Source organism: Pseudomonas sp. PDM16 (assembly GCF_014851865.1).
Taxonomy (GTDB): Bacteria; Pseudomonadota; Gammaproteobacteria; order Pseudomonadales; family Pseudomonadaceae; genus Aquipseudomonas.
Map to the genome: position 1 here is coordinate 557,620 of NZ_JACVAM010000002.1, position 20,465 is coordinate 578,084.

The 20,465-nt window shown below is 64.2% G+C and carries 22 protein-coding genes; 10 read left to right on the forward strand and 12 right to left on the reverse strand.

Annotation, left to right across the window (positions count from 1 at the left end; translation table 11 throughout):
- Window positions 1-143: 143 nt before the first annotated feature.
- Entirely contained in the window at window positions 144-1,598 is a 1,455-nt protein-coding gene (locus tag IB234_RS09180; RefSeq protein WP_192316725.1) for a TrkH family potassium uptake protein, read from the reverse strand.
- 243 nt (window positions 1,599-1,841) lie between these two features.
- Between IB234_RS09180 and IB234_RS09185 the strand changes: the two genes are divergently transcribed.
- Complete coding sequence (locus IB234_RS09185; protein ID WP_192316727.1) at window positions 1,842-2,204, forward strand: YkgJ family cysteine cluster protein; 363 nt, start codon at window positions 1,842-1,844, stop codon at window positions 2,202-2,204.
- A 39-nt stretch (window positions 2,205-2,243) separates the two neighbouring features.
- Window positions 2,244-2,801, forward strand: a complete 558-nt coding sequence (locus IB234_RS09190; RefSeq protein ID WP_192316729.1) for an NAD(P)H nitroreductase — start codon at window positions 2,244-2,246, stop codon at window positions 2,799-2,801.
- 8 nt (window positions 2,802-2,809) lie between these two features.
- Here the strand turns inward: IB234_RS09190 and IB234_RS09195 are convergent, their stop codons facing one another.
- From IB234_RS09195 to IB234_RS09220, 6 genes are all read right to left on the reverse strand, one after another.
- Window positions 2,810-4,129: a sensor histidine kinase gene (locus IB234_RS09195; RefSeq protein ID WP_192316731.1), complete on the reverse strand. Its 1,320-nt coding sequence runs from the start codon at window positions 4,127-4,129 to the stop codon at window positions 2,810-2,812.
- 58 nt (window positions 4,130-4,187) lie between these two features.
- Complete coding sequence (locus IB234_RS09200) at window positions 4,188-4,631, reverse strand: Spy/CpxP family protein refolding chaperone (RefSeq protein ID WP_192316733.1); 444 nt, start codon at window positions 4,629-4,631, stop codon at window positions 4,188-4,190.
- Between the two features lie 111 nt (window positions 4,632-4,742).
- A complete protein-coding gene (locus IB234_RS09205; RefSeq protein ID WP_192316735.1) occupies window positions 4,743-5,420 on the reverse strand; it encodes a response regulator transcription factor in 678 nt (225 codons plus the stop codon).
- A gap of 27 nt (window positions 5,421-5,447) precedes the next feature.
- Window positions 5,448-5,876 (reverse strand): translation initiation factor 2, encoded by a 429-nt coding sequence (locus IB234_RS09210; RefSeq protein WP_192316737.1) that lies wholly within the window; start codon window positions 5,874-5,876, stop codon window positions 5,448-5,450.
- A gap of 52 nt (window positions 5,877-5,928) precedes the next feature.
- Complete coding sequence (locus tag IB234_RS09215) at window positions 5,929-6,228, reverse strand: YciI family protein (RefSeq protein WP_192316739.1); 300 nt, start codon at window positions 6,226-6,228, stop codon at window positions 5,929-5,931.
- Window position 6,229: 1 nt separating this feature from the next.
- Window positions 6,230-6,820 (reverse strand): septation protein A, encoded by a 591-nt coding sequence (locus IB234_RS09220; protein WP_192316741.1) that lies wholly within the window; start codon window positions 6,818-6,820, stop codon window positions 6,230-6,232.
- Window positions 6,821-6,885: 65 nt separating this feature from the next.
- On the opposite strand from IB234_RS09220, the gene IB234_RS09225 reads away from it, so the two are divergent.
- The 6 genes from IB234_RS09225 to rluB all read left to right on the forward strand — a co-directional run bounded on the left by IB234_RS09225 (window position 6,886) and on the right by rluB (window position 11,589).
- Window positions 6,886-7,746, forward strand: a complete 861-nt coding sequence (locus IB234_RS09225) for a PHP domain-containing protein (protein ID WP_192316743.1) — start codon at window positions 6,886-6,888, stop codon at window positions 7,744-7,746.
- A gap of 13 nt (window positions 7,747-7,759) precedes the next feature.
- A complete protein-coding gene (locus tag IB234_RS09230) occupies window positions 7,760-8,392 on the forward strand; it encodes an L-threonylcarbamoyladenylate synthase (protein ID WP_192316745.1) in 633 nt (210 codons plus the stop codon).
- A 50-nt stretch (window positions 8,393-8,442) separates the two neighbouring features.
- The gene (locus IB234_RS09235; RefSeq protein WP_192317781.1) at window positions 8,443-9,201 is read left to right on the forward strand and encodes a segregation and condensation protein A; all 759 of its coding nucleotides are present in this window, start codon (window positions 8,443-8,445) and stop codon (window positions 9,199-9,201) included.
- A complete protein-coding gene (gene scpB / locus IB234_RS09240; RefSeq protein ID WP_192316747.1) occupies window positions 9,202-10,002 on the forward strand; it encodes an SMC-Scp complex subunit ScpB in 801 nt (266 codons plus the stop codon). It abuts the gene before it with no gap.
- A gap of 76 nt (window positions 10,003-10,078) precedes the next feature.
- Window positions 10,079-10,264 (forward strand): DUF1289 domain-containing protein, encoded by a 186-nt coding sequence (locus IB234_RS09245; protein ID WP_192316750.1) that lies wholly within the window; start codon window positions 10,079-10,081, stop codon window positions 10,262-10,264.
- A 92-nt stretch (window positions 10,265-10,356) separates the two neighbouring features.
- A complete protein-coding gene (rluB, locus tag IB234_RS09250; RefSeq protein ID WP_192316752.1) occupies window positions 10,357-11,589 on the forward strand; it encodes a 23S rRNA pseudouridine(2605) synthase RluB in 1,233 nt (410 codons plus the stop codon).
- A gap of 54 nt (window positions 11,590-11,643) precedes the next feature.
- Here rluB and IB234_RS09255 read toward each other — a convergent pair whose 3' ends face one another.
- From IB234_RS09255 to IB234_RS09275, 5 genes are all read right to left on the reverse strand, one after another.
- Window positions 11,644-12,570, reverse strand: a complete 927-nt coding sequence (locus IB234_RS09255; protein ID WP_192316754.1) for a GGDEF domain-containing protein — start codon at window positions 12,568-12,570, stop codon at window positions 11,644-11,646.
- Between the two features lie 208 nt (window positions 12,571-12,778).
- Complete coding sequence (locus IB234_RS09260; RefSeq protein ID WP_192317783.1) at window positions 12,779-13,519, reverse strand: YciK family oxidoreductase; 741 nt, start codon at window positions 13,517-13,519, stop codon at window positions 12,779-12,781.
- Window positions 13,520-13,548: 29 nt separating this feature from the next.
- Window positions 13,549-14,220: an N-acetylmuramic acid 6-phosphate phosphatase MupP gene (gene mupP / locus IB234_RS09265; RefSeq protein WP_192316756.1), complete on the reverse strand. Its 672-nt coding sequence runs from the start codon at window positions 14,218-14,220 to the stop codon at window positions 13,549-13,551.
- Window positions 14,221-14,225: 5 nt separating this feature from the next.
- A complete protein-coding gene (gene ubiG, locus IB234_RS09270) occupies window positions 14,226-14,924 on the reverse strand; it encodes a bifunctional 2-polyprenyl-6-hydroxyphenol methylase/3-demethylubiquinol 3-O-methyltransferase UbiG (protein WP_192316759.1) in 699 nt (232 codons plus the stop codon).
- A 31-nt stretch (window positions 14,925-14,955) separates the two neighbouring features.
- Window positions 14,956-16,284, reverse strand: a complete 1,329-nt coding sequence (locus IB234_RS09275) for a TRZ/ATZ family hydrolase (RefSeq protein ID WP_192316761.1) — start codon at window positions 16,282-16,284, stop codon at window positions 14,956-14,958.
- 103 nt (window positions 16,285-16,387) lie between these two features.
- On the opposite strand from IB234_RS09275, the gene mtnA reads away from it, so the two are divergent.
- Window positions 16,388-17,464, forward strand: a complete 1,077-nt coding sequence (mtnA, locus tag IB234_RS09280; RefSeq protein WP_192316763.1) for an S-methyl-5-thioribose-1-phosphate isomerase — start codon at window positions 16,388-16,390, stop codon at window positions 17,462-17,464.
- A gap of 225 nt (window positions 17,465-17,689) precedes the next feature.
- Window positions 17,690-20,458, forward strand: coding sequence for a DNA gyrase subunit A (gyrA, locus tag IB234_RS09285; RefSeq protein ID WP_192316765.1), 2,769 nt, complete (start codon window positions 17,690-17,692; stop codon window positions 20,456-20,458).
- Window positions 20,459-20,465: the final 7 nt, after the last annotated feature.

The window sequence follows — 20,465 nt, forward strand, 5'->3', positions numbered from 1 at the left end:
TTCGCTCGGTGAAAAACTCACCCTGAGCGTCGCGAGCGGCCTCAGTCTTGGGCGGCCAGAGCGCGGTGGACTTGAGGTCCCTGAGCATTGCGAGCTCTGCCCGCACGCGGATCAGACGTGCGTAGCGGCTCAGGGCGAGTTTTTCAGTGGCGCCAGAAGGCGGGGAGCAGCAGCACCAGCACGGTGAGGATTTCCAGCCTGCCCAGCAGCATGCCGGCACTCAGTAGCCATTTGGCCGAGTCCGGCAGGCTGGCATAGGTCCCGGCCGGCCCTATGATCGGGCCCATGCCTGGGCCCACGCCGGATACCGTGCTGGCAGCACCGGATAGCGCGGTGATCCAGTCCAGTCCGCATAGGCTCAGGGCTAGTGCCAGGGCGGCGATGGTGATGGTGAAGAAGAACGAGAATGCCAGAATCGAGCGGACGATGTCCTCGTCCAGGCGGTGACGATTGTACTGTTGCTTGATCACTGCCCGTGGGTGGATGAGCTGCATCAGGTTGGCCTTGAGCAGGATGAAGGCAACCTGGAAGCGGAATACCTTCAATCCACCGGCGGTGGAGCCTGAGCATCCGCCGACGAAGCCCAGATAGAAGAACAGCATGGTCGAGAATCCACCCCACAGGCTGTAGTCGCCCAGGGCGAAGCCGGTGGTGGTCATGATAGAGGTGGTGTTCACTGCTACGTGGCGCAGGGCTTCCAGCCAGTGCAGCTGGGTGGTCAGGGCGTACCAGGTGGCCAGTACCAGCCAGCTACCGACCAGCACGAACATGAATCCGCGTACCTGCTCGTCACGGGCCAGGGCGCGGAAGTTACCGCGCAGCGCCGATACGTAGAGCACGAACGGCAGGCTGCCAAAGATCATCACGACTACCGCCACCCAGTGCACGGCCGGCTGCTGCCATTTTGCCAGGGAGGCGTCCGAGGTGGAGAAACCGCCGGTGGAGATGGCCGACATAGCGTGATTGACGGCATCGAACAGACTCATGCCGGCCAGCCAGAATCCCAGCACACCCAACGCGCTGAGGCCGACGTAGGCCACTACCATGTACTTGGCCACCATGTGCGAGCGCGGCATGACCTTGTCGGAGCGATCAGAGGACTCGGTCTGGAACAGGCGCATGCCACCGATCCGTAGCATCGGCAGGATCGCCACGGCCATTGCGATGAAGCCGATACCGCCGAGCCAGTGCAGCAGCGAACGCCAGATAAGGATGCCCGGCGACATGCTGTCGAGGCCGATGAATATGGTCGCACCAGTGGCGGTGATGCCTGACATGCTCTCGAAGTAGGCATCGGTGAAGCTGGCGTGCTGGGTGAAGATGAACGGCAGGGTAGCGAAGATCGATACCAGCACCCAGCTGGAGACGGTCAACATGTACATGTCGCGCGGGCGCAGCTGACCGTGCTGCGGGCGGCCCTGGGCGATCATGGCGATGCCAGCGACGAAGGTGATCAGGCTCGACCAGAGGAAGGCATTGATGCCCTGAGGCTGCTTGAACACCATCAGAGTGCCGACCGGTACCAGCATGCTCACCGCCAGGGTGACCAGGAAGATGCCGTTGATGAAGGCGAGAATGCGTAGGGTGGGCAGAGACATCGAGTTCCTTTCCGCGCTGCGGTACTGCCGATTCTAGAAGGTGCCGGTGGTGGCTGCGCCGCTCGGGGCGGTGCAACTGGCAAGTTGCGCGGGGCCAGGCAGGGGCTGGCCGCGAATGGGGCGCCATTCTACCTTGGCGCCATGCCCTGTAAATCCACCCTGTGGGGGCTTCACAGCGTGCTGCCGATTCATAGAATATGCCCTTGATCGCCGGCTGCGCCCGGTACCGTCGTGCCTTCCATCATGTCCGAAACCAGTCCCTGTTTGAGCTGCGGCGCCTGCTGCGCGAATTTTCGTGTGTCTTTTTTCTGGGGCGAGTGCCGGTCATCCGGCGGCACCGTGCCGGATGAGCTGGTCGAACAGATCAGCCCCTATCACGTGGCCATGCGGGGCACCTCTGGCAAGCCGGTTCGATGTATCGGTCTGCAGGGTGAGGTGGGTGGTTCCACCTGTTGCACCCTGTACGAGCAGCGCTCCAGCACCTGCCGCGAGTTTTCCGCCAGTTGGGAGGATGGCCAGCCGAACCCGAACTGTGATGCAGCGCGTGCTGCCTATGGTCTGCCACCGCTGAGTGCTGTCGGGTGGGAGCCTGATCGCGTCGCATAATCCGCTAGAATGCCGGTCCGACTTTTCTGGAGTAGGCCGATGCAAGCCCTCGATCTGTTGCTCAACCGCGTGTCCGTTGGTCGCCTACTGGAGCCGGCGCCCGATGCGGCTCAGCGCGAATTGATGTTCAGGGCCGCCCTGCGTGCGCCCGATCATGGCCAGCTGCGGCCATGGCGCTTCCTTACCGTGGAGGGAGCGGCGCGGGCGAAGCTAGGCGAGCTGTTCGCGGCGGCCTTGGCGGCCGATCCGGAGACCAAGCCGGAGGCGCTGGACAAGGCTCGGGCCATGCCACTGCGTGCCCCGCTGCTGATGGTGGTGATCGCTCGCCTCAGCGAGCATCCCAAAGTGCCTCAGGAAGAGCAGATACTGTCCGCAGGCTGCGCTGTACATGGTTTGCTGCTGGCGGCTCAGGCGTTGGGCTTCGGCGGCATCTGGCGCACCGGCGACCTGGCTCACCATGCCCATGTGCTGACGGGGCTGGGGCTGCAGGCCAACGAGAAGATAGTCGGCTTTCTCTACCTCGGTAGTTTCGAGGGGGAGAGGCGTGTTCCGCCGGCTCTGCAACCCGCGGATTTCGTCAGTGCCTGGCAGGGCTGAGGTCCATCTCAGCCGGCCAGGGGCAGCTCCAGAGTGGCGATGAAACCGCCCTCAGGATGATTGGTCAGTAGCAGCCGCCCTCCATGGCGTTCCGCCGCACGACGGGTGATGGCCAGCCCCAGGCCATGCCCGGGTGCCGCCTGGTTGGGCGCCCGGAAGAAGGGTTCCCCCAGATGCTCCAGCAGCTCGGGGGGGGCGCCAGGCCCATGGTCACGAATGGCGATCAGCAGTTGCCCGCTATCCTGCTTTATGTCGACCTCTACCGGGCTACCTGCCGGTGAGAAGCGCAGGGCATTGCGTATCAGATTGTCCAGCGCTCGGGCCAGCATATCGGGCCAGCCCGAAAACTCTGATGGGTGATCGTGCATGCGGATGACCAGTTCGTGGTCGGGGGCGCCTAGGGCAGCATCCGCCCGCAACTGGTCGATCAGGCGGTGCAGGTCCACGGGCTGCGGGGCACCTGGGTCTGCATCCAGTCGAGCGAGGGCAAGAATCTCTCCGATCAATGCCTCCAACCGATCGCATTCCTGGGTGAGACGTCCCCACAGCTGTTCGCGCTGGGCCGGCTCGGCACGCTCCGCCAGGGCCAGCGCGACGCGCAGCCGTGCTAGCGGCGAGCGCAGCTCGTGGGAAACGTCGCGCAGCAGTTGGCGTTGGCTGCCGATCAGATCCTGCAATCGCGAGCCCATACGATTGAAATCCTGGGCGAGCACGCCGAATTCGTCGCTCCGGTTGGAAAGACGTTCCAGACTGTGCTGCTGGTATGCGGTCTGTCCGAGGTCGTGGACGGCACTGCGCAGCCGCCCGAGCGGCCGAGTGATGGACAAGGTCAGCAGTATGCTGATCGCGGTCAGGACAATCAGGGCAATACCCAATGCGCTGATCGGCCAGAACAGGCTACCGCGGTGCCACTCCATCAGCTCCGGGTGGGGAATACGGTAGATGAAGAGGTACGTTTCCCCGCTCGGGCTGGTGTACTCCTCCGTCAGTCGGCGCCAGGGAAGGCGCTTGTCGTTGCTTTGTCGTGCCTCATAGGCCGCTGCGCGTGCCGGGAAGGTGCCGCTGACGAGGTTTTGCCCGTTGTCATCCAGCACTTGCGTGTCGACACGGAAACGCTTCTTGCGCTTTTCGAGCAGGCGTTGTGCGGCATCGGTGCCTTGCTCTTCGAATGTCTGTGACCAGCGCTCGGCCAGATTGGCCAGCGCTGGATGATGGCTCAGTACCCATGCGTCCTGATTCAGGGCCCTGCTCAGCAGCAGCGACAGTCCCGATACCAGTGCGACCGCGAGCCAGAAACTGGCAAAGATGCGCCAGAACATCGAACGCATGGTAAATCCTCAACGTGCAAGACCCGACGCTAGGTCGGGTCTGTGGATGGGGTTTGTGTTATTCGGTCCGCTTGGCCTTTTCGGCCTTCCAGGCTTCGAATTCTTCGCGCTCTGCGCGATGCTTCGCCATCTCGGCCTTCTGGGCATCGTAAGTCTTCTGCTGTTCAGGAGTGAGAACGGCGCGGAGGGCTTTTTCGTGCTCTAGACGGCTGTTCTCCAGCTCTTTCTTGAGCGCCTCCTGATCGGCCTTGGGCAGCTTTTCCAGGTATTTTTTGGTGATCTCACGCGGATTATCGCGGTGTTCTTTCATCAGCTTGCCGAGCTGCTGGCGTTGCTCCGGAGTGAGGTCCAGCTCCTTGAACAGTCGACTACCGTGCTCGCGGTGCTCGGAACGCATGCCGTGTCCGCAGTCACCATGTTTGCCCGAAGTGCCGTTTGGCATGGCCATCGCGATGGCGGGCAGGCAGGCGGCCAGGGTAAGGGCGGTGAGGGTCTTGCGCATGATGTGTCTCCTTGTCTCGAGGCCGGTGGGTTACCGGATGAGCTCAGTCTAGGGAGGGCAAGGTCAAGCGCGGTCAGGGGACGGTAAAGGCTGGGTAAAGGCCGGAACCGCTCAAGGGGCGTAATAATAGCCACGGCTGCGCAGGGCAACGATGCGCGGGCGACCATCAGGGTGTGGGCCGAGCTTCTTGCGCAGATTGCTGACGTGCATGTCCAGACTGCGGTCGTAGAGGGTTAGTTTGCGTCCCAGTGCCAGCTGCGCCAGCGCCTGCTTGTCCAGCGGTTCGCCGGGTTGTTGTAGCAGCGCTTCGAGAATGCGCCCCTCGGACAGTGTCAGTGTGATCTCGTGTTCGCCGAGGCTGGCCACTCCGCGCTGCGGGCTGTAGCTGACATCGCCCAGCTCCAGGCGCGATGGGGTCGCGACCGGCAGGCTGCGGCGCAGCACGGCGCGCAGACGGGCCGTTAGCTCGCGTGGGTCGCAGGGTTTGGACAGGTAGTCGTCGGCACCCAGTTCCAGGCCGAGGATGCGATCCAGCGGCTCGCCGCGGGCCGAGAGCATCAGCACCGGCAGATCGGCATGCTCGCTGCGCAGTTGCTTGAGCAGTTCCAAGCCGCTGCCATCGGGAAGCATCACATCGAGGATGATCGCGGCTGGCGCCTGCTCCGCCAGTGCTGCGCGAGCGCTGACCCCGTCATGAGCGGCACGCACGTTGAAGCCTTCCTGTTGCAGCCAACTGGCCAGCAATTCGCAGAGCTCACGATCATCGTCGATCAACAGGAGATCAGCCATGGCAGTATCGGTTCATGGTATTGGCGGTCAGGCCCACTCGCTGCGACGCCTGCTCCGCCCGCCGGCGCTGAGGCGACCGATGACGAAAGCGGCCAGCGCAGTGCCGGCACCGATGGCGAACCACAATTGCTGATCGGTGAGCAGGCGTGGCGGTTGGCCCGCCTGGGCCTGTTTGAGCTGCAGTTTGAGACGTTGATTCTCCTGGCGTAGACGAGCGATCTGCGCCGTTTCGCGCTCGCCAGAGGCGGACTGCTGCTCGCTGAGTTGGCGCTGGCTTTCCGCCAGTTGCTGCTGCAGAGCGTTGATCTGGACCGCACTGTCGTTGCTTGGCGTAGAAGACGTGGCGCTAGGGGTGGAAGACACCGGATTGAGCGCCAGGGGCTGGGCCTCCTCGGCGTGCAGAACGGGGGAAACGCAGAGCGCGGTGAGCAGCAGGTAGAGCGGGCCTCGATGCATGGGGAACTCTCCGGTTTCCGAATTATTCTTATGGCCTGCGTGGGTCGTCAGATCAGGGCAACACCTGCTTGAAGGGCTTTACCAGCACGCTGGCGTAGACGCCAGCGGCGCGATAGGGGTCTGCATCGGCCCAGCTCTGGGCGGCACTCAGGGACTCGAATTCGGCAACGATCAGGCTGCCGGAGAAGCCGGCTGGGCCCGGATCGTTGCTGTCGATGGCCGGATGAGGGCCGGCCAGCACCAGGCGGCCTTCATTCTTCAACTGCTCGATTCGAGCGAGGTGCGCCGGGCGAGTCGCCAGGCGTTTTTCCAGGGATTCGGGAGCGTCGCTGGCAATGATGGCGTAGAGCATGTCAGTCCTTGCTTTGCTGCGGGGTTTCGTCATGGATGTGGCGCGACAGGTAGACACCCTGGGCGATCAGGAACAGCACGGTCATGCCGAGGCTGCCGAAGACTTTGAAGTCGACCCAGATGTCATGGAACGTGAAGGCGACGAACAGGTTGGCGCAACCGCTGAAGATGAAGAAGGCCACCCAGGCCAGGTTCAGACGGGTCCAGATTTGCTGCGGCAGCTGGATGGCGTGGCCCATAACGCGCTGGATCAGCACCTTGTCACCGATGAAGTGGCTACCGGCGAAACCCAGGGCGAACAGCCAGTTGACCACCGGCGCCTTCCATTTGAGGAAGGTTTCGCTATGGAAGGCCAGGGTCAGGCTGCCGAAGATCAGGCAGGCCAGCAGGGTCAGCCACTGGCTCTTCTCCAGCTTGCGCTGCAGGAGGAACAGGACGCCATAAACCACGATCGAACTGATGATCAGTACTGCGGTGGCGCTGAAGATGCCGCCCAGCTCGAAAGCCTGGCCAGCCAGTTCGACGGCGCGGGGATCGAGTTTGTAGACGATGAAGAACAGGATGAGCGGGATGAAATCGATGAATTGTTTCACAACGGCAGCCAGAAGCGGGATGTGGCGGCATAATAACAAACAACCTCATTAACGAAAGACGCGCCATGAAGGTCGATCTGCATTGCCATAGCACCGCTTCGGACGGCGTCCTCGCGCCAGCCGTAGTAGTCGAGCGCGCCCATGCGCGAGGCGTGGAAGTCCTGGCGCTCACCGACCACGACACCCTCGAAGGTCTCCCTGAGGCGCGGCGCAAGGCGGACGAACTGGGTCTGCGTCTGGTCAACGGCATCGAGTTGTCCTGTACCTGGGGCGGTGCGACTGTGCATGTACTCGGTTATGCCTTCGCCGCCGATGCTCCGGCCTTGGCCCAGGCCATCGCCGACCTGCACCAGGGCCGCTGGCTGCGCGCCGAGGAAATTGATCGGCGCCTGTCGGCCAAGGGCATGCCTGGCGCCCTGGACGGCGCGCGTGCCGTGCAACAGGGGTTGGGTGACAGCGGCAATGCGCCCGCGCGGCCACACTTCGCCGAGTTTCTGGTGCGCGCCGGCCATGTGCGTGATCATGCCGAGGCGTTCCGCAAATGGCTGGGTTCGGGAAAGCTGGGTGACGTCAAGCAGCACTGGCCGACTCTGGAGCAGACGGTCGGCACGCTCAAGGCCTCTGGCGCCTGGATCAGCCTGGCGCACCCTTGGCAGTATGATTTCACCCGTAGTAAACGACGCCGGCTGGTGGCTGATTTCATTGCCGCTGGCGGGCATGCGCTGGAAGTGGTGAACGGCTTGCAGCCAGCCGAGCAGGTCGGTGGCCTGGCCATCCTGGCTCGCGAATTCGGCATGCTGGCCAGTGTCGGCAGCGATTTTCACGCCCCGGGCGACTGGTCGGAGCTGGGCATGTACCGTCCATTGCCGGAAGATCTGTCTCCTCTATGGGAGCGCTTCGACCATGCACGTGCTACTACCGCCTGAGCAGGGAGAGTTCATGAGCCAGTTCTTCCAGGTCCACCCGGAAAACCCGCAGCCGCGCCTGATCAAGCAGGCGGTGGAAATCCTGCGCAGCGGCGGGGTGATCGTCTATCCGACCGACTCTTCCTACGCCATTGGCTGCCTGATCGGCGACAAGGGTGCGGTGGAGCGTATCCGCCGCCTGCGCCAGCTGGACGACAAGCACAACTTCACCCTGGTGTGCAGCGACCTCTCGCAGATCGGCCTGTTCGCCAAGGTCGATACCGGTGCCTTCCGCCTGCTCAAGGCGCACACGCCAGGGCCCTACACCTTCATTCTCAGTGCTACCCGCGAAGTGCCGCGCATGTTGCTGCACCCCAAGCGCCGAACCATCGGCCTACGAGTGCCGGCCCACCCTATTGCCCTGGCGCTGGCCGAGCAGCTTGGCGAGCCGCTGATGAGCGTGAGCCTGATCATGCCCGGAGATGACTTGCCGATGAGCGACCCCTATGAGATGCGCCAGATTCTTGAGCATCAGGTTGACCTGATCATCGACGGCGGTTACGGCGGCCTGGAGGCCTCCACCGTCATCAACCTGGCCGAGGGCGAACCTGAGGTCATCCGCGTCGGCTGTGGCGATCCGACGCCGTTTCAAGACTCCGCCGCGTGAGCGAGCAGACTGACAGCCAGGCCGGTGCCCAGCAGGAACTGCCGTTCGCCCTGGTCTATGGCCAGGCGGTCACCGAGCTGCCGCTGGACCTGTATATCCCGCCGGACGCCCTAGAAGTCTTTCTTGAAGCCTTCGAGGGCCCGCTCGATCTGCTGCTGTACCTGATCCGCAAGCAGAACATCGACATCCTCGATATCCCCGTGGCCGAGATCACCAAGCAGTACATGGGCTACGTCGAGCTGATGAAGTCGGTGCGCCTGGAACTGGCCGCCGAGTACCTGGTGATGGCCGCCATGCTGGCCGAGATCAAGTCGCGCATGCTGTTGCCGCGCTCGGCCGAGGCGGAGGAAGAGGAAGATGATCCGCGCGCCGAGCTGATCCGCCGTCTGCAGGAATACGAACGCTACAAGGCCGCTGCCGAAGGCCTGGACGAGATCCCCCGGCTCGGCCGCGATCTCAGCGTACCGCGCCTGGACGCCCCCGAGGCGCGGGCGCGCAAGCTGCTGCCGGACGTCAGCCTGGAGGAAGTGCTGCTGTCCATGGCCGAGGTACTGCGCCGCGCCGACATGTTCGAGAGCCACCAGGTGACGCGCGAGGCGCTGTCCACCCGCGAGCGCATGAGCGAAGTGCTGGAGCGCCTCAAGGGCAATGGCTTCGTGGCCTTCGTCAGCCTGTTCACCGCGGAGGAGGGGCGCCTCGGCGTGGTCGTTACCTTTATGGCGGTGCTCGAACTGATCAAGGAACAACTGGTGGAACTGGTGCAGAATGAGCCCTTCGCGCCTATCCACGTCCGTGCCCGAGCCGAATAGATGAACCTGTCCGACCCGCAAGAACTTGCCTCCCTGCTCGAAGCCTGGCTGCTGGCCCTGGGCCGGCCGTTGTCGCTGGAGCGCCTGGGCGAACTGTTCGAGGAAGGCGAGCGGCCAGAGCCGGCGCAGATTCGCGAGGCCCTGGAAGTGCTGCGCCTGTCCTGCGAGGGCCGCGCCTTCGAGCTGAAGGAAGTGGCCACCGGCTACCGCCTGCAGGTGCGCGAGAAGTTCGCTCCCTGGGTCGGCCGCCTATGGGAAGAACGCCCGCAGCGCTACTCGCGCGCCATGCTCGAGACCCTGGCGTTGATCGCCTACCGCCAGCCGATCACCCGCGGCGAGATCGAAGACATCCGCGGCGTGGCGGTCAACAGCCAGATCGTCAAGACCCTGCAGGAGCGTGACTGGATTCGTGTGGTCGGCTATCGCGATGTGCCCGGAAAGCCGGCCATGCTGGCCACCACCAAGGTCTTCCTCGACTACTTCAACCTGAAGAGCCTGGAAGAGCTGCCTCCGCTGGCCGCCCTGCGCGAGCTGGAGCCCGAGCCGATGCTGGCGCTGGACGACGACATGCCGGTACCGGCCGGCCTGCAGGCGCGGGTCGACGCCGAGCTGGGTGAAGACGTGCCTGCCGAGCCGCGCGAAGAAACCAGCTTCCGCAGCCTGCTGGTCGAGCTGGATGAGATGGAACAGGGCCTGAAGATCGATTTCAGCGACCTGGCCCGAGCCGAGGACGAGCCCGAGGGCGAACTCGAAGTCGAGGAGCAGGACGAAACCCAGGGCGCCGGTGATTCCCTGCATTGAGGGGATTGAGACTTTCAATCCCGGCCTGAGCCTCTCCCGTCCTATGCTGGCGGCGCCTTCCCCGACAGGTGTCGTCATGAGCAAGAATCCCTGCATCAAGGTTTATGAGTTCGACGCCGGTGTCTGCGTCGGCTGCGGCCGTAGCAAGCGCGAGATCAAGATTTGGAAGAAACTCGACAAGAGCGAGCGCTTTGCCCTGTTGGCCGAGGCCGATATGCGTCTGCTGGCCTTCCAGGCCACGGGGCGGCGCAAAAGCCGTTGAGCGGGCTATAGTCAGTCAGCCGTGCGCATGGCTGGCGATCCGCGTATGATGCGCGACCTTTTTCATCCTCAGTTACACCGGGAGGTGCCCAGATGAGTGAATCCGAACTAGAACCCCGTCCCAGCGGCGAGAAGCTGCAGAAAGTCCTGGCCCGCGCCGGCCTCGGCTCGCGCCGTGACATCGAGCAGTGGATTACCGACGGCCGCGTCAAGGTCAACGGCGCAGTCGCCACCCTCGGCGCTCGCGTCGAACTGCGCGACGCCATCAGCGTCGACGGCCAGTTGCTCAAGCGCGAAGACATCCAGCAGACCGTACGCCGCGTGCTGATCTACAACAAGCCGGAAGGCGAGATCTGCACCCGCGACGACCCGGAAGGCCGCCCAACCGTGTTCGACCGCCTGCCGCGGCCGAAAGAAGGTCGCTGGATCAACATCGGCCGCCTGGACATCAATACTACCGGCTTGTTGCTGTTCACCACCGACGGTGAGCTGGCCAACCGCCTGATGCACCCTTCCTACGAAATGGACCGCGAGTACGCGGTGCGTGTACGTGGTGAGGTCACCGAGGAAATGATTGAGCAGCTGAAGGCCGGCGTGATGCTGGAAGACGGCCCTGCCAAGTTCACCGACATCAAGGAAGCGCCTGGCGGCGAAGGCTTCAACCACTGGTACCACTGCGTGGTGATGGAGGGCCGCAACCGCGAGGTGCGCCGTCTGTGGGAATCCCAAGGTGTGGTGGTCAGTCGCCTCAAGCGTGTGCGCTTCGGTCCGGTATTCATGACCTCCGATCTGCCGATGGGGCGCTGGCGTGAGATGGGCCAGCGCGAGCTGGACATCCTCAGCGAGGAGGTTGGCCTCAAGTCCATGGCCCTGCCGGCGATGAACGAAAAGATGCGCGACAAGCTCGACCGCCTGCAGCGCAAAGCCTCGCGCCCGATGAACCGCAACGAGCGCCCCAAGCGCGTGCTGCGTCCTGCTGGTGAGGCTGGGGAAGCTGCCCGCCCGGCGCGTGCCCCGCGTGGTGAAGGTACCGAACGAGCGCCACGTGCTCCGCGCGGCGACAATGCCGAACGCGCCCCGCGCGGTCCACGTAAGGACGGCGAGCAGCGTCCACCGCGTGCTCCGCGTCAGGAGTCCGGCGCTCGCCGTGAGGGTGGGCGTGGTACGCCGGTCTCCGAGCGCCCGGCCGAGGTGAACAAGAAGCGTGCGCCGCGCCCGGCGGTGGATCTGGCGGATCGTCCGGCCCGTAAGCCGCGCCCGGCTGCGCCAAGCAAGCGTCCCCCGAGTGGCGATGGCCAGCGTCCGGGCTTTGGTCGCAAGCGCTGATCATCGGCAATGAAGAAGGGGCTCCGCGGAGCCCCTTTTTGTTGTCCAGCGTTGCTAACCGGCCATGGACAGGCGATTGCGGCCTTCGCGCTTTGATACGTACAGCGCACTGTCGGCCCTGCGCTGCAGGCTGTCAGGGGACTCGCCCGGCAACATGGTGGCGCAACCAAGGCTGACGGACAGCTCCAGGGCGCGACCTTCCTCTAGGTACTGCAGCCCCATCACCGCCAGACGCAAGCGCTCGCCAACCATCTGTGCGGCCTCGCGACTGGTGTTGGCCAGCAGCACGAGGAATTCTTCGCCACCGTAGCGGAATACCATATCGATATTGCGCAGGCTGTTCTTCAGGGCCCCAGCCACGGCCTTCAGCACTTCATCGCCAGTGGCGTGGCCGAAGCGGTCGTTGATGTTCTTGAAGTGGTCGATGTCGACCATCAGAACGGACAGCGGCTGCATGTTGCGACGAGCCAGGTCGACTTCGCGCTGCATGGCCTGGTTCATGGCGATGCGGTTGCCGGTGTCGGTCAGCGGGTCGCGCAGTGCGCTTTGCAAGGCGGCGCGGTAGAGCAGGGCGTTGCGCAGCGGGAACAACAGGCTGGCCAGGAGAGATTCAAGCTGGCCCAGTTCCTCGTCGCTGAAGCGCTGATTGCGGCGGAAGGTCAACTCGCCCAGGTATTCGCCCTGGTGGCTCAGGCGGTAGGCGGCCGAATGATTGGCGCGCTCACCCAACTCCAGGCGCAGGTCGCAGGCGCTCAGCTGGTAGCTCAGGGCATTCAGCGGCACCAGACGCTGTACTTCGCGGAAGAACAACTCAAGGATGCGGTCGACTTCCAGGGAGGTCTGCAGCTGTAAGCTCAGCTGTTGCCGCAACTGGGCCAGGCTGACTGGCTTGAGCAGGCGCTGGCCACGGCTCGCATAGCCCAGGCGCTGCAGTTTGGCGGCATCGAAATCGACGGTATTGGAAGGTGGGGTTGGATTCATGCTGCTCGACCTCTGGCGCTTGAGCGCCTTGTTGATAGAGGTAGAGCGAATTCTGTGCCAATTTATAAAAGTGCTTTTGTTTCAGTTGGTTAGGTGTTTTTTAAGGCGTTTCTCCGGCAATCCATTGCCGCTACGTTGACGCTGATGCTGGCAATCTGATGCCGCTGCGCTGGCTGCTGTCGGAAAACTGGCGGCTGCGCGAGAGGGCTTATTGAGCGTCGAATGCCTTGCCATTGATGCCCTGACTGTCCGGGCCCATCAGGTACAGATAGACCGGCATGATGTCTTCCGGCAGCGGATTGTTCGCCGGGTTCTCGCCAGGGTAGGCCTGGGCACGCATGCCGGTGCGAGTGGCGCCGGGGTTGATGCTGTTGGAGCGTACCTTGGCCACGCCATCGACCTCGTCGGCCAGGGTCTGCATCAGGCCCTCGGTGGCGAACTTGGACACGCCATAGGCGCCCCAGTAGGCGCGACCTTTGCGGCCGACGCTGCTGGAGGTGAACACCACCGAAGCGTCATCCGACAGCTTGAGCAGCGGCAGCAGGGTGCTGGTCAGCATGAACATGGCGTTGACGTTGATCTGCATGACGCGCATGAAGTTGTCGCCGGACAGCTGCTCCAGCGGCGTGCGCGGACCGACGATGGCGGCGTTGTGCAGCAGGCCGTCGAGGCGGCCGAACTCGGCTTCGATGGTGGCGGCCAGTTCGTCGTACTGGTGCGGCAGGGCGGTTTCCAGGTTGAACGGAATCACCACCGGCTGCGGATGGCCGGCGGCCTCGATCTCGTCATACAGCTGGTTCAGGTTGCCTTCGGTCTTGCCCAGCAGCAGCACGGTGGCGCCATGGGCGGCGTAGGTCTTGGCGGCGGCGGCGCCGATGCCGCGGCCGGCACCGGTGATCAGGATCACGCGACCCTTGAGCAGGTCGGGGCGGGCGCTGTAGTCGAACATGGGCAGAATCTCGTTGTCGCGTGAAAGGGTCAGCAGCTGCACAGGGCGCGGTCGAGCACGGCGCGCAGCTCCAGGGGATGGTCCACCACTACATCGGCGCCCCAGTGGCGCGGATTGTCGTCGGGGTGGATATAGCCGTAGGTGACGGCAGCGGTCTTGCAGCCGGCGGCGCGGCCGGCTTCGATGTCGCGAGCGTCGTCGCCGACGAACAAGACGTCGGCGGGATCGATGCCGATCTTCTCGCAGGCCAGCAGGAGCATGTCCGGCGCCGGTTTGCTGCGTTCGACATGGTCGGGGCAGACCAGCACGGCCGAACGTTCGGCCAGGGCCAGCTGCTGCATGATCGGCTCGGCGAAGATCACCGGCTTGTTGGTGGCCACGCCCCAGATCAGGCGCGAGGCCTCGATGTCACCGAGCAGTTCGAGCATGCCGTCGAACGGCCTGCTGAGTACTGCGCAGTGTTGCTGGTAGCGTTCGAGGAACTCCAGGCGCAGGGCCTCGAAGCCCTCGGCGCCGACTTCCAGGTCGAAGGTGGCGGAGACCATGGCGCGGGCGCCGCCGGAGACCACGTCGCGGATCAGTTGGTCGTCCACCGGGGCCAGGTCGCGGGTGGCGCGCATGGCCTGGCACACGGCGACGAAGTCCGGCGCGGTATCCAGCAGGGTGCCGTCCATGTCGAAGAGAACCGCTCGCAGGGCCATGCGCCTTACTCCTCGCGCAGGGTCTGGATCATGTAGTTGACGTCCACATCCGCTTCCAGCTTGTAGTGCTTGGTCAGCGGGTTGTAGGTCAGGCCGATGATGTCCTTGACCTGCAGGCCGGCAGCGCGGCTCCAGGCGCCCAGCTCGGAGGGGCGGATGAACTTCTTGAAGTCGTGGGTGCCACGCGGTAGCAGGCGCATCACGTACTCGGCGCCGACGATGGCGAACAGGTAAGCCTTGGGGTTGCGGTTGATGGTAGAGAAGAACACCTGGCCGCCGGGCTTGACCATCTTGTAGCAGGCGCGGATCACCGAGGACGGGTCGGGTACGTGCTCGAGCATCTCCAGGCAGGTGACCAGGTCGAACTGGCCGGGCATTTCCTCGGCCAGGGCTTCGGCGGTGATCTGCCGGTACTCGACGTTCACGCCGGACTCCAGCTGGTGCAGCTGGGCCACGGCCAGTGGCGCCTCACCCATGTCGATGCCGGTGACGTTGGCGCCACGCTGGGCCATGGACTCACTGAGGATGCCGCCGCCGCAGCCGACATCCAGCACCTTCTTGCCAGCCAGGCCGACGCGCTCGTCGATCCAGTTGACGCGTAGAGGGTTGATGTCATGCAGCGGCTTGAACTCGCTCTCACGGTCCCACCAGCGGTGGGCGAGGGCCTCGAATTTGGCGATTTCGGCGTGGTCGACGTTGCTCATGGCGTGCTCTTAAAAAGTCTCGAAAACGAATTCAGTGTTTGGCGGCGATGCGCTCGCCCCAGGCGCGCGCGTTGGCGACGATGCGCTGCTCGTCCAGGCGCGTCAGGCGGCCGTCGTCGAGCAGTTGTTTGCCGCCGACCCAGAGGTGCTTCACGCAGCTGCGGCCGCCGGCATAGATCAGTTGCGACACCGGGTCGTAGACCGGTTGCTGGGCCAGTCCGGAGAGGTCGAAGGCGGCCAGGTCGGCCAGCTTGCCCAGTTCCAGCGAGCCGATGCCGTCGTCCAATCCCAGGGCGCGAGCGCCGTTCAGGGTGGCCATGCGCAGCGCGGTGTGAGCATTCAGTGCGGTGGCGCTGCCGGCCACGGCCTTGGCCAGCAGGGCGGCGGTGCGGGTCTCGCTGAGCAGGTCCAGGTCGTTGTTGCTGGCGGCACCGTCGGTGCCGATGGCGACGTTGACCCCGGCCTGCCAGAGCTTCTCTACCGGGCAGAAGCCGCTGGCCAGCTTGAGGTTGGACTCGGGGCAATGGATCACGCTGCTGTTACTTTCTACCAGTAGGGCGATGTCTTCGTCGCTGATCTGGGTCATGTGCACGGCCTGGAAGCGCGGGCCGAGCAGGCCCAGTTCGGCCAGGCGCTGCAGTGGGCGCATGCCATGCAGCTCCAGGCTCTGCTGCACTTCGAAGGCGGTCTCGTGGACGTGCATGTGGATGCCGGCGTCCAGCTCCTCGGCCAGCATCAGCACGTTCTTTAGCTTGTCGTCGCTGACCGAGTAAGGCGCATGGGGGCCGAAAGCCACCTTTATGCGTGGATGCTGCTTGAGGTCGTCGAACAGGCGCAGGCCCTTGCGCAGGGCTTCCTCGGCGTCGCGGGCGCCGGGAGTGGGGAAGTCCAGTACCGGGATGGTCACCTGGGCGCGTATGCCGCTCTTGTGAACCAGCTCGCAGGCCACTTCCGGGAAGAAATACATGTCGGAGAAGCAACTGATGCCGCCTTTGATTTGCTCGGCGATGGCCAGCTCGGTGCCGTCGCGGACGAATTCCTCGTCGACCCACTTGGCCTCTGCCGGCCAGATATGGTCCTGCAGCCAACTCATCAGCGGCAGATCGTCGGCCAGGCCGCGGAACAGGGTCATGGCCGCGTGGCCGTGAGCGTTGACCAGGCCGGGAGTAAGTACGCAGTCCGGCAGCTCGCGTACTTCCGTGGCCGGATGGCGCAGGGCCTCGGCACGCGGCGCGATCAGGGCAATGCGACCGTCGCGAATGCCCAGGCCGTGATCCCGGAGTACCACGCCAGCGGGTTCGACTGGCACCAGCCAAGTGGGCAGGAGCAGCAGATCGAGCGGCTGGCGCGGTTCGGGCATGGCATTTATCCGGGCAATAAAAAGGTGGCGGCAGTATAACTGAGCCATGTCTAGGGCGGCTCGCTATAATCCGCGGCTTTTCGTTTCACCTGGTGGGGATGTCATGCGCGACAAACTGTTGGCGGCGGAGAAGGTAAAAGCCATCGAGTGGCGCGAAGGCACGTTGTATCTGCTGGACCAGCGCGTACTGCCGCGCGAGGAAACCTGGCTGGCCTACGAATCGGCTGCTGGGGTGGCTGGGGCCATTCGCAGCATGGTGGTGCGCGGCGCGCCGGCCATCGGCATTGCCGCGGCCTTCGGCGTGCTGCTGGGCGCGCGGGCGCGGCTGGCTGCTGGCGGCGACTGGCGGGCGGCGCTGGAGGAAGATTTCAAGGTGCTGGCCGAGTCGCGGCCGACCGCGGTCAACCTGTTCTGGGCGCTGGATCGCATGCGTGAGCGCCTGCAGCGCCTCAAGGATGGCGAAAATGCCCTGGCCCTGCTGGAGGCCGAGGCAATCGGCATCTTCGACAGCGACCGCGAGGCCAACCTGACCATGGCTCAACTGGGCATGGAGCTGATCCGCAAGCATCAGGACGGCCCGCAGAAGCTGCTCACCCATTGCAATACCGGTGCCCTGGCCACCGGCGGCTTCGGTACCGCGCTGGGAGTGATCCGCGCCGCGCACCTGGCCGGGCTGGTCGAGCGGGTCTACGCCGACGAGACGCGGCCCTGGCTACAGGGCTCGCGCCTGACTGCCTGGGAGCTGGCGGGCGAGGGCGTGCCGGTCAGTCTGAATGTCGATTCCGCCGCTGCTCACCTGATGAAGACCGAGGGCATCACCTGGGTCATCGTCGGCGCCGACCGCATTACCGCCAATGGCGATGTGGCCAACAAGATCGGCACCTACCAGCTGGCGGTCAACGCCATGCACCATGGCGTGCGCTTCATGGTAGTGGCGCCTAGCTCGACCATCGACATGAGCCTGGAGGAAGGCGAGGACATCCCGATCGAGGAGCGTGACGGTCGCGAGTTGCTGGATGTCGGCGGCCAGCGCATCGCCGCCGACGTGCATGCGATCAACCCGGTATTCGACGTGACGCCGGCCGACCTGATCGACGCGATCATCACCGAAAAGGGCATAGTCGAGCGGCCTGATGCGGCGAAAATGGCGCAACTCATGTGCCGCAAACGCCTGCACTGAGGGCGGTGGTCGCGCTGCCTGGCGGGGTAGGTCTGTACGGGTGACTGTGGTAAGCTCCGGCAGTTCTCGGGTGGCCCCGCGCGGGCTGCTCCAATAGTGCCAATAACCGACTTAACTCGTTGATTTGTCGTGAGTCGCCGCCTAGCAGGGGCGACTACGGCGGACTCCGGTCTTGCCCAGGAAGGGTGTGACGGGGTTTCACCAGAATAAGGAACCAGGCTTCTCATGGGCGAACTGGCCAAAGAAATCCTCCCGGTCAATATCGAAGACGAGCTGAAGCAGTCCTATCTCGACTACGCCATGAGCGTGATCGTCGGGCGTGCGCTGCCGGATGCGCGTGACGGCTTGAAGCCGGTGCACCGTCGCGTGCTCTACGCCATGAGCGAGCTGGGCAACGACTGGAACAAGGCCTACAAGAAGTCCGCCCGTGTGGTCGGTGACGTGATCGGTAAGTACCACCCGCACGGCGACACGGCTGTCTACGACACCATCGTGCGTATGGCCCAGCCCTTCTCCCTGCGCTACATGCTGGTCGACGGCCAGGGCAACTTCGGTTCGGTGGACGGCGACAACGCCGCGGCCATGCGATACACCGAAGTGCGCATGGCCAAGCTGGCCCATGAGCTGCTGGCCGACCTAGACAAGGAAACCGTCGACTGGGTGCCCAACTACGACGGCACCGAGCAGATTCCGGCGGTCATGCCGACCAAGATCCCCAACCTGCTGGTCAACGGTTCCAGCGGTATCGCCGTGGGCATGGCGACCAACATCCCGCCGCACAACCTCACCGAGGTCATCGACGGCTGCCTGGCGCTGATCGACAACCCCGAGCTGACCGTCGACGAGCTGATGCAGTACATCCCAGGTCCGGACTTCCCGACCGCGGGCATCATCAACGGCCGTGCCGGCATCATCGAGGCCTACCGCACCGGCCGTGGCCGCATCTACATGCGTGCCCGTGCGACGATTGAGGACATGGAGAGGGGTGGCAGCCGCCAGCAGATCATCGTCACCGAACTGCCGTACCAACTGAACAAGGCGCGTCTGATCGAGAAGATCGCCGAGCTGGTCAAAGAGAAGAAGATCGAAGGCATCACCGAGCTGCGCGACGAGTCCGACAAGGACGGCATGCGCATAGTCATCGAGCTGCGTCGCGGTGAAGTCGGCGAGGTGGTGCTGAACAACCTCTACGCCCAGACCCAGATGCAGAGCGTGTTCGGCATCAACGTCGTGGCCCTGGTCGACGGCCAGCCGCGCATGCTGAACCTCAAGGACATGCTCGAGGTGTTCGTTCGTCACCGCCGCGAAGTGGTGACCCGCCGGACCGTCTATGAGCTGCGCAAGGCCCGCGAGCGTGGCCACATCCTCGAAGGCCAGGCCGTTGCCCTGTCCAACATCGATCCGGTGATCGAGCTGATCAAAACCTCGCCGACTCCGGCCGATGCCAAGGAGCGCCTGATCGCCACTGCTTGGGCTTCCAGCGCCGTGGAAGCCATGGTCGAGCGCGCCGGTGCCGACTCCTGCCGTCCGGAAGACCTGGATCCGCAGTATGGTCTGCGTGACGGCAAGTACTACCTGTCGCCTGAGCAGGCCCAGGCCATCCTCGAGCTGCGTCTGCATCGCCTGACTGGCCTGGAACACGAGAAGCTGCTGTCCGAGTACCAGGAGATTCTCACGCAGATCGGCGAGCTGATCCGCATCCTGACCAGCCCCGAGCGCCTGATGGAAGTCATTCGCGAGGAGCTGGAGAAGGTCAAGGCCGAGTTCGGCGACGCCCGTCGTACCGAGATCATGGCCTCGCAGACCGACCTGACCATCGCTGACCTGATCACCGAGGAAGAGCGCGTCGTCACCATCTCCCACGGCGGCTACGCCAAGTCCCAGCCGCTGGCTGCCTACCAGGCCCAGCGTCGCGGCGGCAAGGGTAAGTCGGCTACCGGAGTGAAGGACGAGGACTACATTGAGCACCTGCTGGTCGCCAACAGTCACGCCACCCTGCTGCTGTTCTCCAGCAAGGGCAAGGTCTACTGGCTGCGTACCTTCGAGATTCCGGAAGCCTCGCGTACCGCGCGTGGTCGTCCGCTGGTCAACCTGCTGCCGCTGGACGAGGGTGAGCGCATCACCGCCATGCTGCAGATCGACCTGGAAGCCGTGCGTGCCCGCTTCGCCGGCGAAGAGAACGATGACGACGACGTGGTTGCCGAGCAGGTCGCTGAAGTGGTCGAAGTGGAGGAAGCCGAAGAGGGCGACGACTCCGACTTCAGTCAGGACGAGCCGACCGGCGCCTACATCTTTATGGCGACTGCCTACGGCACGGTGAAGAAGACCCCGCTGATCCAGTTCACCAAGCCGCGCTCCAACGGCCTGATCGCCCTGAAGCTGGAGGAGGGCGACTCGCTGATCGCCGCCGCCATCACTGACGGCTCGAAGGACGTGATGATGTTCTCCGACGCTGGCAAGGTGATTCGCTTCAAGGAAAGCAAGGTGCGCACCATGAGCCGTATCGCTCGCGGCGTGCGCGGCATGCGCCTGGCCGATGAGCAGCGCATCATCTCCATGCTGATCCCGGAAGCTGGTGCACAGATCCTCTCCGCCTCCGAGCGTGGTTACGGCAAGCGCACCCCGCTGGCCGACTATCCGCGTCGCGGCCGTGGTGGCCAGGGCGTGATCGCCATGGTGATCAACGAGCGTAACGGCAAGCTGGTCGGCGCCGTGCAGGTGCTGGATGGCGAGGAAATCATGTTGATTTCCGACCAGGGCACCCTGGTGCGTACCCGTGTCGATGAGGTTCGCGGTGCGGGCCGTAACACCCAGGGTGTGATCCTGATCAAGCTGGCCGACGACGAGACCTTGGTCGGCCTGGAGCGTGTGCAGGAGCCATCCGGCGGCGACGAGGACGAGTCGGAAGCGCTGGAAGGCGAAGCCTTTGATACGAACGAAGAAGCGGTAACCGTGGCCGAAGAAGGCGCGGAGACCGGCAACAGCGAAGAGTGAGAGAGTC